This is a genomic window from Streptomyces sp. NPDC000880 (assembly GCF_053599675.1).
On record NZ_JBSFMS010000017.1, the window covers coordinates 12266 to 27654 of the forward strand.

At 69.6% G+C, this 15389-nt stretch carries 12 protein-coding genes, 1 tRNA gene and 1 riboswitch; of the genes, 11 read left to right on the plus strand and 2 right to left on the minus strand.

The window, feature by feature from the left end; genetic code table 11:
* Nucleotides 1-21: 21 nt before the first annotated feature.
* The 10 genes from ACWDO5_RS08345 to ACWDO5_RS08390 all read left to right on the plus strand — a co-directional run bounded on the left by ACWDO5_RS08345 (nucleotide 22) and on the right by ACWDO5_RS08390 (nucleotide 11388).
* Nucleotides 22-1062, plus strand: coding sequence for a MazG family protein (locus tag ACWDO5_RS08345; RefSeq protein WP_450529489.1), 1041 nt, complete (start codon nucleotides 22-24; stop codon nucleotides 1060-1062).
* Entirely contained in the window at nucleotides 1059-2294 is a 1236-nt protein-coding gene (locus tag ACWDO5_RS08350; RefSeq protein ID WP_450529490.1) for a cytochrome P450 family protein, read from the plus strand. Before ACWDO5_RS08345 ends, ACWDO5_RS08350 begins: the two co-directional genes overlap by 4 nt.
* A gap of 112 nt (nucleotides 2295-2406) precedes the next feature.
* A complete protein-coding gene (locus ACWDO5_RS08355) occupies nucleotides 2407-3294 on the plus strand; it encodes a transglycosylase family protein (RefSeq protein ID WP_450529491.1) in 888 nt (295 codons plus the stop codon).
* Nucleotides 3295-3581: 287 nt separating this feature from the next.
* A riboswitch (cyclic di-AMP (ydaO/yuaA leader) is annotated at nucleotides 3582-3787 on the plus strand.
* 3 nt (nucleotides 3788-3790) lie between these two features.
* Nucleotides 3791-4471, plus strand: coding sequence for a transglycosylase family protein (locus tag ACWDO5_RS08360; protein ID WP_450529492.1), 681 nt, complete (start codon nucleotides 3791-3793; stop codon nucleotides 4469-4471).
* A 252-nt stretch (nucleotides 4472-4723) separates the two neighbouring features.
* Nucleotides 4724-6010, plus strand: a complete 1287-nt coding sequence (eno, locus tag ACWDO5_RS08365; protein WP_450529493.1) for a phosphopyruvate hydratase — start codon at nucleotides 4724-4726, stop codon at nucleotides 6008-6010.
* Nucleotides 6011-6156: 146 nt separating this feature from the next.
* Entirely contained in the window at nucleotides 6157-6636 is a 480-nt protein-coding gene (locus ACWDO5_RS08370) for an FtsB family cell division protein (protein WP_450529495.1), read from the plus strand.
* Between the two features lie 36 nt (nucleotides 6637-6672).
* Entirely contained in the window at nucleotides 6673-7206 is a 534-nt protein-coding gene (locus ACWDO5_RS08375) for a DUF501 domain-containing protein (protein ID WP_450529496.1), read from the plus strand.
* A complete protein-coding gene (locus ACWDO5_RS08380) occupies nucleotides 7203-8117 on the plus strand; it encodes a Ppx/GppA phosphatase family protein (RefSeq protein ID WP_450529498.1) in 915 nt (304 codons plus the stop codon). The genes ACWDO5_RS08375 and ACWDO5_RS08380 overlap by 4 nt, the downstream gene beginning before the upstream one ends.
* A 344-nt stretch (nucleotides 8118-8461) precedes the next feature.
* The gene (locus ACWDO5_RS08385; RefSeq protein ID WP_450529500.1) at nucleotides 8462-9841 is read left to right on the plus strand and encodes an NAD(P)/FAD-dependent oxidoreductase; all 1380 of its coding nucleotides are present in this window, start codon (nucleotides 8462-8464) and stop codon (nucleotides 9839-9841) included.
* Nucleotides 9842-10098: 257 nt separating this feature from the next.
* Nucleotides 10099-11388 carry a class I SAM-dependent methyltransferase gene (locus ACWDO5_RS08390; RefSeq protein WP_450529502.1) on the plus strand — a complete coding sequence of 430 codons (1290 nt, stop codon included), beginning with the start codon at nucleotides 10099-10101 and terminating at the stop codon, nucleotides 11386-11388.
* A gap of 68 nt (nucleotides 11389-11456) precedes the next feature.
* Here ACWDO5_RS08390 and ACWDO5_RS08395 read toward each other — a convergent pair whose 3' ends face one another.
* Complete coding sequence (locus ACWDO5_RS08395; protein ID WP_450529504.1) at nucleotides 11457-14006, minus strand: ABC transporter permease; 2550 nt, start codon at nucleotides 14004-14006, stop codon at nucleotides 11457-11459.
* 51 nt (nucleotides 14007-14057) lie between these two features.
* The gene (locus tag ACWDO5_RS08400) at nucleotides 14058-14828 is read right to left on the minus strand and encodes an ABC transporter ATP-binding protein (RefSeq protein WP_450529505.1); all 771 of its coding nucleotides are present in this window, start codon (nucleotides 14826-14828) and stop codon (nucleotides 14058-14060) included.
* Between the two features lie 402 nt (nucleotides 14829-15230).
* Here ACWDO5_RS08400 and ACWDO5_RS08405 point away from each other — a divergent pair.
* A tRNA-Leu gene (locus ACWDO5_RS08405) sits at nucleotides 15231-15316 on the plus strand.
* The last annotated feature ends 73 nt before the right edge of the window (nucleotides 15317-15389 follow it).

Here is a 15389-nt window from a genome sequence, read left to right on the forward strand (position 1 = left end):
GGCGCGGGGTAGGTTCGAGGGGTGACCACAGAAGCACCAGTCGCCCCCGGCCGAATCGTTCTGCTCACCGCCAGCCACCGCGTCCCGCCCGGGCTGCTGTCCTGGCCCGCGTGGCAGACGCTGCACGCCGCCGACCGGGTGCTCTGCGCCGACGGGGACCACCCCCAGCTGCCGTATCTTCGCGAGGCCGGTGTCGGCGTGGAGATAACGGCGCTCACCGCGCAGGAGCTGGTCGACGCCTGCGCTGGGGGTACGCCCCCTGGCTTCGCCGGGGGGACCCCCACCCAGGCCGAAGGCTCTGGGGGAGGTCGCACCGTCGTGGTCCTCCCCTCCGGCGAGGGCGACACGGCCCTGACCGACGGGCTTGCCCGGCTCGCCGGGTCCGGGCGGGTGCAGATGCCGGACCTGGAGCTGCTCCCCGGCTCGTACGACCTGCCCGGCGCCCGTCTCCTCGACCTCGTCCAGGTCATGGACCGGATCCGCGCCGAGTGCCCCTGGTCGTCGACCCAGACCCACACGGACCTCGCCAAATACGGCATCGAGGAGGCGTACGAACTCGTCGAGGCGATCGAGGACGGCGACCGCGACGAGCTGCGAGAGGAGCTCGGGGACGTACTCCTGCAGGTCGTCTTCCACGCGCGCATCGCGCAGGAAGGCCGCGATGAGGACGGAGCCGAGCCGTTCTCCATCGACGACGTCGCAGGGACGATCGTCGAGAAGCTGATCCACCGCCACCCGCACGTCTTCGGCGACGAGCGCGCCGAGACGCCGGAGGACGTGAAGGAGCACTGGCTGCGCACGAAGGCGATCGAGAAGCAGCGCGACTCCGTGACGGACGGCGTCCCGCTGGGCCAGCCCGGGCTCGCCCTCGCCGCGAAGCTCGCGGGCCGGGTCCGTACGGCGGGCCTCGACGTCCCGCTCCCCGCCGGCCCGGGCACCGGTTACGAACTGCTCGCCCTCGCCGTCCGGGCCGAGGCTTCCGGCATCGACCCGGAGGCCGCCCTGCGCGCCGCGGCCCGCACCTACCGGGACGCGATCCGCGCCGCCGAGGGGCAGGAGTGAGCGCTCAGCCCGAGCTGTTCACCTGGGCGTTCGCCACCGACCCCTACCCCGCGTACGCCTGGCTCCGGGAAAACTCGCCGGTCCACCGGACCACCCTTCCCAGCGGGGTCGAGGCATGGCTGGTGACGCGGTACGCCGATGCCAAGCAGGCCCTCGCCGACCAGCGGCTCAGCAAGAATCCCGCGCATCACGACGAGCCCGCGCACGCCAAGGGGAGGACGGGGATCCCCGGCGAGCGCAAGGCCGAGCTGATGACCCATCTGCTGAACATCGACCCGCCGGACCACACCCGGCTGCGGCGGCTGGTGTCGAAGGCGTTCACGCCGCGCCGTGTCGCCGAATTCGCCCCGCGCGTACAGGAGTTGACGGACCGGCTCATTGATGGCTTCGCAGGCAAGGGGGAGGCGGACCTGATTCACGAGTTCGCGTTCCCGCTCCCCATCTACGCGATCTGCGACTTGCTCGGCGTCCCGCGCGAGGACCAGGACGACTTCCGCGACTGGGCGGGCATGATGATCCGGCACGGCGGCGGTCCGCGCGGCGGAGTCGCCCGCTCCGTGAAGAAGATGCGCGGCTATCTCGCGGAACTCATCCACCGCAAAAGACAAGACCCGGGCGACGACCTCATCTCCGGGCTCATCAGGGCATCCGACCACGGCGAGCACCTCACCGAGAACGAAGCCGCCGCCATGGCCTTCATCCTTCTCTTCGCGGGGTTCGAGACGACGGTGAATCTGATCGGCAACGGCGTGTACGCGCTGCTGCGCAACCCGGACCAGCGCCGGCGGCTCCAGGCCTCCCTCGCGGCCGGTGAGACCGAACTGCTGGCCGCCGGTGTCGAGGAACTCCTGCGCTACGACGGGCCCGTGGAGCTCGCCACCTGGCGGTTCGCCACCGAGGCGCTCGTCATCGGCGGGCAGCGGATCGCGGCGGGCGATCCCGTACTGGTCATACTCGCCGCCGCCGACCGGGACCCGGAGCGGTTCGCCGACCCGGACACCCTCGATCTGTCCCGGCGCGACAACCAGCATCTCGGGTACGGGCACGGCATCCACTACTGCCTCGGCGCGCCGCTGGCGCGTCTTGAGGGGCAGACCGCGCTCGCCACGCTGCTCAGGAGAATGCCGGACTTGCGGCTTGCGGGCGATCCAGCCGATTTGCGGTGGCGTGGGGGTCTCATTATGCGCGGATTGCGCACTCTGCCGGTTGAGTTCAACGCTCGACAGACCTGACGCATTGTCAAGTCTGTGACTTTCACGTGATCTCTGCTGCATCGACTTGTGACTCGCGTTCGAATGCCGCTACGTTCACCGTCGTCCCAGCAGTCACGTGAAAGGCAACCGCATGGGTTCCGCGAACGGGCGACACCGCCGACCTCGCCAGGCGCCGGCCATCGTTGTCGCGGCAGGGGTGACGGGATCGGCCATCGCCATCCCCCTTCTCGGCGCCGGTTCGGCCTCCGCCGCTGACGCCTCCATGTGGGACCGAGTGGCGGAGTGCGAGAGCGGCGGCATGTGGAGCGCCGACCTCGGCAACGGGTACTACGGCGGGCTGCAGTTCTCGCAGGAGGTCTGGCAGGACTTCGGCGGTACGGCGTACGCGCCCCGCGCCGACCTCGCCAGCCGCTCGCAGCAGATAGCGGTTGCCGAGAAGGTCCTCGACGCGCAGGGCCCCGCGGCGTGGCCCAGCTGTGCGCCACTCGCCGGGCTGACGAACGACGGCGCCGCGACCGGCGTCAACCCGGGCATCCTGCCGTTGCCCGAGCAGAGTGCCCCCGCCGAGCCGCTCATACCCGTGACGCCCTCGACCGAGCCCACCGCGGCGCCGTCTGCCGAGCCGTCCGCGGACCCGGCCGGGTCGGCCGAGCCCGCCGCGTCGGCGACCGCGGACGCGACGCTGGGCGCCGACAGCGGCAGCGGCAAGCACCGTGGCGAGCCCGCTCCGGAGAACACCGAGCCGGGCAATACAGACAATGTGCGTGAAGTGGGCCGCCATGCCTCGCGAGGTGACGGTTCGGCACGCGACAATGCGGGCAACCCGGATGGGGCGGTCGAAGCGGACGCCGCGCCCGGCGAGTACACCGTCCGGCCGGGCGACAGCCTGTGGGCCATCGCCGACGAGCAGAAGCTCTCCGGCGGCTGGGCCGGGCTCTACGAGGCGAACCAGCAGACCGTCGGTGCCGACCCTGATCTCATCCTTCCCGGCCAGAGCCTCGATCTAGGCCTGAAGTAGGGGTAATCCGCGGGCGGTTCGCGGGCAAGTTCGCAGGGTTATGTCCGAATCTGTGCAAGTGAGACAAGGGTCTCTTTGTCCCAACTGCCGTGACATGCCCGGCGGAACCACTCATTCCGCCCGCCACCTGCGGAAACGAGAGTTATCGGAGTGGCGAGATGGGCGATTTCTCCCCGTTTCTCACCTTTGAACATCGGGGAGAGCTGTGTCTACGGTCTGAACCGCTCGCCACCGCGGGCACCACTGACCATCACGCCGAATCCTGCCGACGGTCAGGGGAGTAGTCATCGCGCAGAGCGCCGAAGGCAGGAGCGGGGGACCCAAGGTAAGCGCCGGCCCCGGCCGTTGAGATCGACGGCTCCCACCGGCTTGGGGTGAAGCCGCGCGCAGGACGCGCGGCCGGGCAACTCGTCTTCTGGTTCCTGGCGGAACTGGGGATTCCCCATCGGCCCGAACCCGACAGCTCACCTCGTAGGCGTCGGTGAGGAGACGTTCCATGCTGTTCTCCAGCAAGGGCAAGCACCGTCGCCCGTCCGTTTTCAATCGGACTACTCGTTTCGCCGCGATCGCCGGCGTCACCGGTGCGGCCGTCGCCGCCCCGCTCATCGGCGCCACCTCGGCGTCCGCCGCGACCGCCTCCGAGTGGGACCAGGTCGCCCAGTGCGAGTCCGGCGGCAACTGGTCCATCAACACCGGCAACGGCTACTACGGCGGCCTGCAGTTCTCGTCCTCCACCTGGGCCGCGTACGGCGGCACGCAGTACGCCGCGAGCGCCGACCAGGCCTCCAAGTCCCAGCAGATAGCGGTCGCCGAGAAGGTCCTGGCCGGCCAGGGCAAGGGCGCGTGGCCGAACTGCGGCGTCAGCCTGTCGGGCGCCGCGTACGACGGCGGCTCCGCCGACTCCGGCACCACGCAGCCGGCGCAGCCGAAGCAGGAGCGCGCCGAGGTTCCCACCACCCGCTCCGAGCGCCCCGCCGCCCCTGCGAAGCCCGCCGCCAAGGCCAAGGGCTTCAAGAAGGGCGACGGCGAGTACAAGGTCAAGGCCGGCGACACCCTCGGCAAGATCGCCGAGACCGAGAAGGTCAAGGGCGGCTGGCAGAAGCTGTTCGACCTGAACAAGGACATCATCGACGACGCGGACGTCATCTACCCGGGCCAGCAGCTCCACCTGAGCTGACCCGGCTCCGCCCGAGCTGACCCCCCGGGCACCGGAGCACCCCGGTCCTGCGCGCTTTCCCCCGTACGCGCCGGGCGGGGGTGCTGCCTTGTCACTGCCTGTTCATGCCCTTTTCCGTCCCAGCGGGCGGGCATCGGCCGGCCGATGCCCCGGAGCCGGTTAGGCTCTTGCCGCAAGGCCGAGGCGACCCTGCACTGCTTGTGTCCCACCGCTTGCGTCACATTTAGCGTCACATCCCAGAAGGAGATGCTCGTGCCGTCCATCGACGTCGTCGTAGCCCGGGAAATCCTGGACTCCCGAGGCAACCCCACGGTCGAGGTCGAGGTTGGCCTCGACGACGGCAGCACGGGTCGTGCTGCTGTTCCGTCCGGCGCCTCCACCGGTGCGTTCGAGGCTCTTGAGCTCCGCGACGGTGACCAGAACCGCTACCAGGGCAAGGGCGTCGAGAAGGCCGTCCTCGCCGTCATCGAGCAGATCGGCCCGGAGCTCGTCGGGTACGACGCCACCGAGCAGCGCCTGATCGACCAGGCGATGTTCGACCTGGACGCCACCCCGGACAAGTCCTCGCTCGGCGCCAACGCCATCCTCGGCGTCTCCCTCGCCGTGGCGCACGCCGCCTCCGAGGCCTCCGACCTGCCGCTCTTCCGCTACCTGGGCGGCCCGAACGCGCACCTGCTGCCCGTTCCGATGATGAACATCCTGAACGGCGGCTCGCACGCCGACTCGAACGTGGACATTCAGGAGTTCATGATCGCTCCGATCGGCGCGGAGTCCTTCTCCGAGGCCCTGCGCTGGGGCACCGAGGTCTACCACACCCTCAAGAAGGTCCTGAAGCAGAAGGGTCTGTCCACCGGCCTGGGCGACGAGGGCGGCTTCGCGCCGAACCTCGACTCCAACCGCGCCGCGCTGGACCTGATCCTCGAGGCCATCAAGGAAGCCGGCTACGCCCCCGGCAAGGACATCGCGCTCGCGCTCGACGTCGCCGCGTCCGAGTTCTACAAGGACGGCGCCTACGAGTTCGAGGGCAAGTCCCGCTCGGCCGCCGAGATGACCGAGTACTACGAGGAGCTCGTCGCCGCGTACCCGCTGGTCTCCATCGAGGACCCGCTGTTCGAGGACGACTGGGCCGGCTGGAAGGTCCTCACCGACAAGCTGGGCACCAAGGTCCAGATCGTCGGCGACGACCTCTTCGTCACCAACCCGGAGCGCCTCGCCCGCGGCATCGAGGACGGCGCCGCGAACGCCCTGCTCGTCAAGGTCAACCAGATCGGTTCGCTGACCGAGACCCTGGACGCCGTCGAGCTCGCCCAGCGCAACGGGTTCAAGTGCATGATGTCGCACCGCTCCGGCGAGACCGAGGACGTCACCATCGCCGACCTGGCCGTCGCCACCAACTGCGGCCAGATCAAGACCGGCGCCCCGGCCCGCTCCGAGCGCGTCGCCAAGTACAACCAGCTGCTGCGCATCGAGGAGATCCTCGACGACGCCGCGGTGTACGCGGGCCGCTCGGCGTTCCCGCGGTTTCGTTCTGCGAACTGATCGGGCACAGCGCTTTGCGAACTGATCGGCACGGCGCTCTGCGAACTGATCGGTACAGCAAGGGCTGACGCTCTCGTTACCTACGTCCCCGGTCGCGGTCCCGTACCGTGTCCGGGGACGTAGGCGCGTAACGGGGAGGCGAGACCATGGCACGCAACGGGGACCAGGACCGGTTCTCCACCTCGACCCGGCTGCGGCTGCTCGGCGAGCAGACCGCCGCTCGCGTCTACCGGTCGCAAAGCCGCCGGCAGGCCCGCCGCTCCCGGCTCACCGGCCGCGCGGCCTTCCTGGCCCTGGTGGTCTGCTCGCTGGCCGTCGCGCTCGCGTATCCGATGCGGCAGTACGTCTCCCAGCGCGCCGACATCGCCGACCAGGAGCGCCGGATGGCGGACGCCGAACAGCAGGTCGAGCGGCTGAGGGACGAGAAGGCTCGGCTCCAGGACGACATGTACATCCGGCGCCTCGCCCGCGAGCACCTGCATCTCGTGCTGCCGGGAGAGACCGGCTACATCATGATCGCACCCGAGGCCGCCGAGAAGCGCCGCACCGAAGAGGGTGGGGCGGCCGACCGCCCCTGGTACTCGAATGTCTGGGACGGCGTCGACAACGCCGACCGCAGCAAGTAGCAGCCACACAGAAGCACCGCTAGAACCAAGGCAGGCATGGAAACGCCCCCTCCCACCACAGCCCCGACCGAGCCGACCGACGCGGACATCGCCGCGTTCAAGAAGCAGCTCGGCCGTCCGCCGCGCGGACTGCGCGCCATCGCGCACCGCTGCCCGTGCGGTCAGCCCGACGTCGTCGAGACCGCGCCGCGGCTCCCCGACGGCACCCCCTTCCCGACGCTGTACTACCTGACCTGCCCGCGGGCCGCCTCGGCGATCGGCACGCTGGAGGCGAACGGCGTGATGAAGGAGATGAACGAGCGCCTCGCGACCGACCCGGAACTGGCCGCAAAGTACCGAGCCGCCCACGAGGACTACATCGCACGCCGCGACGCCATCGAGATGCTGCAGGGCTTCCCGAGCGCGGGCGGCATGCCCGACCGGGTGAAGTGCCTGCATGTCCTGGTCGCCCACTCGCTCGCGGCGGGACCCGGCGTCAATCCGCTGGGCGACGAGGCGATCGCGATGCTGCCCGAGTGGTGGCGCAAGGGCCCGTGCGTCGCGCCGTGTGAAGAAGGGGACGAGAAGTGACCCGGGTCGCCGCCATCGACTGCGGTACGAACTCCATCCGGCTGCTCGTCGCCGACGCGGACCCGGCCGCCGGTGAGCTGGTCGACCTCGACCGGCGGATGACGATTGTCCGGCTCGGCCAGGGCGTGGACCGGACCGGGCGGCTCGCACCCGAGGCGCTGGAGCGGACCTTCGCGGCGTGCCGCGAGTACGCCGCCGTGATCAAGAAGCACGGCGCGGAGAAGATCCGCTTCGTGGCCACCTCCGCCTCGCGCGACGCGTCCAACCGGGACGACTTTGTTCGCGGAGTGATCGACATCGTGGGCGTCGAACCCGAGGTGATCACCGGGGACCAGGAGGCGGAGTTCTCCTTCACCGGCGCCACGCGGGAGCTGCCGGGCCATGAGGAGCGTCTGGTGGTGGACATCGGCGGCGGCTCGACCGAGTTCGTCGTCGGCCATGAGGAGGTCGAGGCCGCGCGGTCCGTGGACATCGGCTGCGTACGGCTGACCGAACGGCACATCCGGCACGATCCGCCGACGCCCGACGAGGTCGCCGCGATGCGCGCCGACATCGAGGCCGCGCTCGATCTCGCCGAGGAGACCGTCCCGATCCGGGAGGCGCAGACGCTGATCGGCCTGGCCGGGTCGGTGACGACGGTGGCGGCGATCGCGCTCGGTCTCGACGAGTACGACCCGACGAGGATCCACCACGCACGGATCCCGTACGCCCAGATCAAGGCGGTCAGCGAGGCGCTGCTGAAGGCCGACCACGAGCAGCGCTCCGCGCACCCGGTGATGCACCCGGGGCGGGTCGACGTCATCGGGGCCGGGGCGCTCGTGCTGCTTGCGATCATGGAGCGGATCGGGGTGCCGGAGGTGGTCGTGAGCGAGCACGACATCCTCGACGGGATCGCCTGGTCGATCGCTTAGAGCAGCCTCGGAATGAACTTCGTGAAGTTCTTCACAAGGAAAATTCCGCTGACGGGTGCTGTGGGGGGGCGAAAGGCCCTTCCGGCCCCTCCGCACCGCCCGGCGGGGTGCATTCCGGGCGTTGCGGGGCGCGTTGCGGGGGCATGAAGCGGGCCGCTGGTTCATCTACGGGAGGCCCTTAGGGGCCAGCTCACGAGGGGTGGAGAACGTTTCCCCATGTACCGTGGTTCCCCCGCAGCGGCATGACCTCGGTCACGTGGGCCGCGTAGTGTAGCAGAGGTGGCTCGACACCTTGTGAAGGGGCTCACGAGCACCCCCCCTGGGAGGGGTGGATACTCGATGGCATGAGCACCACGGAGCGTCCCAGGATCCTCGTTGTAGGCGGTGGGTACGTAGGCCTGTACGCAGCTCGTCGCATTCTGAAGAAGATGCGCTACGGCGAGGCGACCGTCACGGTCGTCGACCCGCGCTCGTACATGACGTACCAGCCCTTCCTCCCCGAAGCTGCCGCCGGCAGCATCTCGCCTCGGCATGTCGTCGTCCCGTTGCGACGCGTCCTGCCCAAGGCCGAGGTGCTCACCGGCCGGGTCACCGCCATCGATCAGGACCGCAAGGTCGCCACCATCTCGCCGCTGGTCGGCGGGGCGTACGAGCTGCCCTTCGACTACCTCATCGTCGCGCTCGGCGCGGTCTCCCGCACCTTCCCGATCCCCGGCCTCGCCGAGCAGGGCATCGGTATGAAGGGCATCGAGGAGGCCATCGGCCTGCGCAACCACGTACTCGAGCAGCTCGACAAGGCTGACTCGACGACCGACGAGGAGGTCCGCCGCAAGGCGCTGACCTTCGTCTTCGTGGGCGGCGGCTTCGCCGGCGCGGAGACCATCGGCGAGGTGGAGGACCTGGCGCGCGACGCGGCCCAGTACTACGCCAGCGTCAAGCGCGAGGACATGCGCTTCATCCTGGTCGACGCGGCCGACAAGATCCTTCCCGAGGTGGGCCCGAAGCTGGGCCAGTACGGCAAGGAGCACCTCGAGGGCCGTGGCATCGAGATCTACCTGTCGACCTCTATGGAGTCCTGCGTGGACGGCCACGTGGTGCTGAAGAACGGCCTCGAGGTCGACTCCAACACCATCGTGTGGACGGCCGGCGTGAAGCCGAACCCGGCGCTGGCGCGCTTCGGCCTGCCGCTCGGCCCGCGCGGCCATGTGGACTGCACCGAGAAGCTCCAGGTCCAGGGCACCGACTACATCTGGGCCGCGGGCGACAACGCGCAGGTCCCGGACATCGCGGCCCGCAAGGCCGGCGTCGAGAACGCCTGGTGCCCGCCGAACGCCCAGCACGCGCTGCGTCAGGCCCGGGTCCTCGGCGACAACGTCATCTCCGGCATGCGGGGCTTCCCGCAGAAGGAGTACAGCCACGCCAACAAGGGTGCGGTCGCCGGTCTCGGCCTGCACAAGGGCGTCGCGATGATCGTCATGGGCAAGATGAAGATCAAGCTCAAGGGCCGTCTGGCGTGGTACATGCACCGTGGCTACCACGGCATGGCGATGCCGACGTGGAACCGTAAGATCCGGGTCTTCGCGGACTGGACGCTGGCGATGTTCCTCAAGCGCGAGGTGGTCTCGCTGGGCGCGATCGAGACGCCGCGCGAGGAGTTCTACGAGGCGGCCAAGCCGGCTCCGGCGGCGGCAGCGCCGGCCCCGGAGAAGGCGAAGGCCTCCTAGCTCCAGGCAAGCCCGCGTAAGGGGCCGCCCGCCATCCGTGGTGCGGGTCGGCCCCTTCGCTGTGTCCGGGCTCGCCCGTGCGCCCCGACGCGTGCCTTCCGCGAGATACATGTGGGGAGCATGTATTTTGCCTGGGCATTGCGCGCCGCCGGGAAGCACGCACAGTGGTCGGATTGTTGTCAGGAGTGCACCGCGCTGCCCCACCGCGGCGTGGTGCAGGAGCATTTCTGGGATCCATCGTCACGGAGGTGTACGCCATGGGCGACGCCGCGCTGCGGCTGACCACTCTTGCCGAGGAGTTGCTGGGGACCCCGCTCCCGGTCCGTATCCGGGCCTGGGACGGTAGTGAATCCGGGCCTCCAGGCGCTCCCGTACTCGTCGTCAAGCACCGGCGCGCCCTGCGTCGGCTGCTGTGGCGGCCTGGGGAGCTCGGGCTCGCCCGGGCCTGGGTGGCCGGCGAGATCGATGTCGAGGGGGATCTGTACCACGCCCTCGATCTGCTCTCGGGGCTGATCTGGGATCGCGGCGACGGGGCCGGGGACAGCGGCAGCCCGCTGCTCGACCCCGGGCTGCGTGCCGCCGCCCGGGGGCTGCTGAAGATCGGCGGGGCGCTGCCCCCGCCGCCACCGCCCCCCGAGGAAGTCCGGCGGCGCGCCGGACCGTTGCACACCAAGCGTCGTGACAAGAAGGCCATCAGCCACCACTACGACGTCGGCAACGACTTCTACGCGCTGGTCCTCGGGCCTTCCATGGTCTACTCCTGCGCATACTGGCAGGACGGCGGCACCCTCGAAGAGGCGCAGCGCGACAAGCTCGACCTCATCTGCCGCAAGCTCGCCCTCAAGAAGGGCGACCGGCTCCTCGACGTCGGCTGCGGCTGGGGCTCGATGGCGGTCCACGCCGCCCGCGAGTACGGCGTCCAGGTCACCGGCGTCACGCTCTCCCGCGAGCAGGCCGCCTACGCCCGCAAACGCATCGCCGAAGAGGGCCTCACCGACCGGATCGAGATCCGCGTTCAGGACTACCGGGACGTCAGGGACGTTCCGTACGACGCCATCTCCTCCATCGGCATGGCCGAACACGTCGGCCAGGTCCGCTACCAGGAGTACGCGGACCAGCTCTTCTCCCTGCTCAAGCCCGGCGGCCGGCTGCTCAACCACCAGATCGCCCGCCGCCCCGAAAGAGACGAGTCCGCCTACCACGTCGATGAGTTCATCGACAGATACGTCTTCCCCGACGGCGAACTCGCTCCCCTCGGCCGTACCGTCAACACCCTCGAGAAAGCCGGTTTCGAAGTCCGCGACGTCGAGTCGATCCGCGAGCACTACGCCCTCACCCTGCGCCGCTGGGTCGCCAACCTGGAGGCGAACTGGCGCCAGGCCGTGCGGCACAGCTCGCCGGGCCGGGCCCGCGTCTGGCGGCTCTACATGGCCGCGTCCGCGGTCTCCTTCGAGCGGAACAGGATCGGCGTCAACCAGATCCTGGCCGTGAAGACCCCCGAGAGCGGGGAGTCCGGGCTTTTGCTGCGTGCCCGCGACTGGCACTGAGCGCGTACCGCGTACACCAAGGGCCCCGTGACCGACTCCGGTCGCGGGGCCCTCCCATCCCGTACTGCTTACTCCGTCTTGATCGCCGTCAGCATGTTCAGCCTCGCTGCACTGCGCGCCGGCCACAGCGCGGCCAGCACCCCGACCACTCCGGCGAGCAGCAGGAAGATCCCGATCCGGTCCCACGGCACGACCAGCGCGTACCCGGGGATCTCCGACTTGATCGTCTCGCCGATCGCCCAGGCCAGGAAGGAGCCGAGCCCGATGCCGATCACGGCGCCGAAGAGCGAGATCACCACCGCCTCCAGGCGGATCATGCGCTTGACCTTCCGGCGGTCCAGGCCGATCGCCCGCAGCATGCCGATCTCCTGCTGACGCTCGAAGACGGACATCGCGAGGGTGTTGATGACACCGAGTACCGCAATGATCAGGGCCATCGCCAGCAGCCCGTACATGATGTTCAGCATGGTGTTGATCATGCCGCCGAACATGTTCCGGATGTCCTGCCGGTCCATGACGCTCATCGCCGGGTTGTCACCCAGCGCGTCCACCAGCGCCTGCTCGTTCGCCTTGTCCGCGCCGCCGTCCATCTTCACCCAGACCTCGGGGATGTACGGCTTCGGCTCGTAGGGATCCACCAGCGACGTCGACACCAGGACCGGCGAGAGGAACTCGTTTTCCTTGTAGACCGCGCCGACCGTCAGAGTCTTCGTCTCCGCCCTGACGCCGGCGCTGTCGTTGCCGAACTTCACCGGCACCGTGTCGCCGGTATGCCAGCCGTTCGACTTGGCGGTCTTCTCGGCGACCGCGATGTGGCCCTGGCCGAGCGTGGCCATGGAGCCGGAGACCGTCTTCAGATCGAAGACCTTCTCCACGTCCCCGGGGGTGACCGCGGAGGCGGAGTGGAACTCGTCCTTGATCTCCACCGAGGTGGCCTGCTGCGGGGAGACCGCGCTGACGCCCTTCGCCTTCTCCAGCGCGGTGAGCGCCGACTTGTCGAGGGCGCCGCCGCCCGCCATGGTGACCATGTAGTCGGCGCGGATATTGTCCGTGGTCATCTTGTCGATGGCCTGGCCCAGCGTGACACCGATGACCGTGAGGCCGGTGACCAGCGTGAGGCCGATCGCCAGCGCCGAGGCGGTGGCTCCGGTACGGCGCGGATTGCGGACCGCGTTCTGCCCGGCCAGCTTGCCGGACACCCCGAACACCCGGTGCAGCAGCGGCCGCGCCAGCGCGATGACCGGACGGGACAGCAGCGGGATCAGCACGATGATGCCGATCAGCGTCAGGAACGCGCCGGCGCCGATCACCATCCGGCCCGCGTCCTTGCCGACCGCCGCACCGGCGAGGATCGCCGCCGCACCGGCCAGCGTGATGACACTGCCGATGGTGTTGCGCACGACCAGGGACTTGGTGGTCGCGGGCAGATGGGCGCTGCCCATCGCCGCCACCGGCGGGATCTTCGCGGCCCGGCGGGCGGGCAGCCACGCGGCGAGCACGGTGACCAGTACACCCACGGCGATCGCGGAGGCGATCGCGGTGGGCGAGACGACCAGCGGACCGGCGGGCACCTTCGCACCGAAGGAGCCCATCGCCGAACGCAGCCCGGTCGCCAGTCCGATACCGAGGACGAAGCCGATCACGGAGGCGAGCGCGCCGACCACCAGCGCCTCGAGCATCACCGAGCGCTTGACCTGCCGGCGCGAGGCGCCGACGGCGCGCATCAGCGCCAGCTCCCTGGTGCGCTGGGCGACCAGCATGGTGAAGGTGTTGGCGATCAGGAAGACGCCGACGAAGAGGGCGATGGCCGCGAAGGCGAGCAGCATCGTGTTGAGGTTGGACAGGCCTTGCTCGATCTGCCGGGCCTGGTCGGCGGCGAGCTGCTTTCCGGTCTGCGCCTCGGCGTCATTGGGCAGCAGTGGCTTGACCTCGCCCAGGATCTTCTGGTCCGAGGCGCCGGCCGCGGCGCTGATGGTGACGTCCTTGAAGTAGCCGGGCTGCAGATAGAGCTTCTGGGCGACCGGAGTGTCGAAGAGGACGAGGCTGCCGCCCGCGTTGACGGCGCCGTCCTCCGTGGTGAAGACACCGGAGAGGGTGTACTCCTTCACCGGTCCGTTGGTCGCCACCCGCACGGTGTCCCCGACCCGGTACTTGCCCTTGGCGGCGGAGTCCTTGTCGAGGGCGATCTGGCTGTCCTTCACCGGGCCCGAGCCGTCGGTGAAGGTGTACGCGGCGTCCTTGCCGTCCTTGCCGGGGGCGAAGTTCGCGCCGGTGTTGGACCAGCCGTTGCCGATCAGCTTGCCGTCCCGGTCGGCGACCCCGGCGAAGCCGGAGACCCGCCCGGTGGCCTCGGAGACCCCGTCCAGACCCCGGATCTTGTCCAGGGTCTTGGTGTCGATGTTGGCGTTCTTCTGGCCGCCGGTCTGGTCGGCGAAGGTGGTGACGGCGACCGCGACGTTGTCGTAGCTCTTGGCCGACTGCTTGCGGTAGGCGTTGCCGAGGGTATCGGTGAAGACGAGGGTGCCGGAGACGAAGGCCACGCCGAGCATCACGGCGAGCACGGTCATCAGCAGCCTGGCCTTGTGCGCGAGCACATTGCGCAGGGCGGTACGGAACATGTCTGTGTCAGTCCTGGGGTGAGAGCCGGAAGGCGGGGGAACAGCGGTCGTTCAGCTGGTCCGGCCCTTGGCGTCGAACGCCTTCATCCGGTCGAGGACCCCGTCGGCGGTGGGGTGCAGCATCTCGTCGACGATCCGGCCGTCCGCCAGGAAGATCACCCGGTCGGCGTAGGAGGCGGCCACCGGGTCGTGCGTGACCATGACGACGGTCTGACCGAGCTCACGTACGGAATTGCGCAGGAAACCCAGCACCTCCGCGCCCGAGCGCGAGTCCAGGTTCCCGGTCGGCTCGTCACCGAAGATGATCTCCGGCTGCGAGGCGAGGGCGCGGGCGACGGCGACGCGCTGCTGCTGGCCGCCGGAGAGCTGGGTGGGGCGGTGGCTGAGCCGGTCGCTGAGACCCACCATGTCGATGACCTGCTGCAGCCACTGCTTGTTCGGCTTACGGCCCGCGATGTCCATCGGGAGCGTGATGTTCTCCAGGGCGGTCAGCGTCGGCAGCAGGTTGAACGCCTGGAAGATGAAGCCGATCTTGTCCCGGCGCAGCTGGGTCAGCTGCTTGTCCTTGAGGGAGCCGAGCTCGGTCTCACCGATCCGTACGGACCCGGAGCTGAAGCTGTCCAGGCCGGCCACGCAGTGCATCAGCGTGGACTTGCCGGAGCCCGAGGGGCCCATGATCGCGGTGAACTCCGCCTGCTGGAAGTCCACGGTGACCCGGTCGAGCGCGACCACCTGGGTCTCGCCCTGTCCGTACACCTTGGACAGATCCGTGGCGCGGGCGGCCACTGCGGTGGCGCGGTGAGCGAGGGGGGTGGTGGTCACGAGTGGGCACTCCTGTCGTGGTGATCTGCCGGGACGAGACCATCCTGTCGGCCGTCCGGCGGCGAATCGTCCGTCCCGGTGACCGTTCCCGGGGCCCACTTCAGTCGGACCGCAGGGCCCGATCGTCCTCCTTTGGTATGACGGCGTCCCTGAGGTCCGGTAAGGGGCGGGGGCGGCGGAAGGGCCCGGGGAGGGGACCGGCGGAGGGGGCGGCGACTTTCCGTCATTCCCGTGCGCGGGAAGCGGCCGCCACGGGCCGGGCGCGGCGGGTACGAATGACCCCTTACCTGCACTGACGCACCCTCAGACGTCAATGAAATAAGACAACATCGGGCCATTGGCGGCGCGGGCGGGGGGATCTACCCGGATAGGCTCAGGTGCCAACGCGAACCCGCGCGCCACGCCCGGATGGTGGAATGCAGACACGGCGAGCTTAAACCTCGCTGCCCCTCGGGGGCGTACCGGTTCGAGTCCGGTTCCGGGCACCACACCGCCCACCGCGCCTGCCGGTGCCCGCCCCGCGGACGTCGTTCCGGTCACGATCGTGGAAAGATCCTCCCC

Coding starts and splice junctions, on each gene's coding strand:
- ACWDO5_RS08385 (WP_450529500.1), top strand. CDS start 8,462: ATGAGCACCACGGAGCGTCCCAGGATCCTCGTTGTAGGCGGTGGGTAC.
- ACWDO5_RS08395 (WP_450529504.1), bottom strand. CDS start 14,006: ATGTTCCGTACCGCCCTGCGCAATGTGCTCGCGCACAAGGCCAGGCTG.
- ACWDO5_RS08390 (WP_450529502.1), top strand. CDS start 10,099: ATGGGCGACGCCGCGCTGCGGCTGACCACTCTTGCCGAGGAGTTGCTG.
- ACWDO5_RS08375 (WP_450529496.1), top strand. CDS start 6,673: ATGGAAACGCCCCCTCCCACCACAGCCCCGACCGAGCCGACCGACGCG.
- ACWDO5_RS08360 (WP_450529492.1), top strand. CDS start 3,791: ATGCTGTTCTCCAGCAAGGGCAAGCACCGTCGCCCGTCCGTTTTCAAT.
- ACWDO5_RS08355 (WP_450529491.1), top strand. CDS start 2,407: ATGGGTTCCGCGAACGGGCGACACCGCCGACCTCGCCAGGCGCCGGCC.
- ACWDO5_RS08370 (WP_450529495.1), top strand. CDS start 6,157: ATGGCACGCAACGGGGACCAGGACCGGTTCTCCACCTCGACCCGGCTG.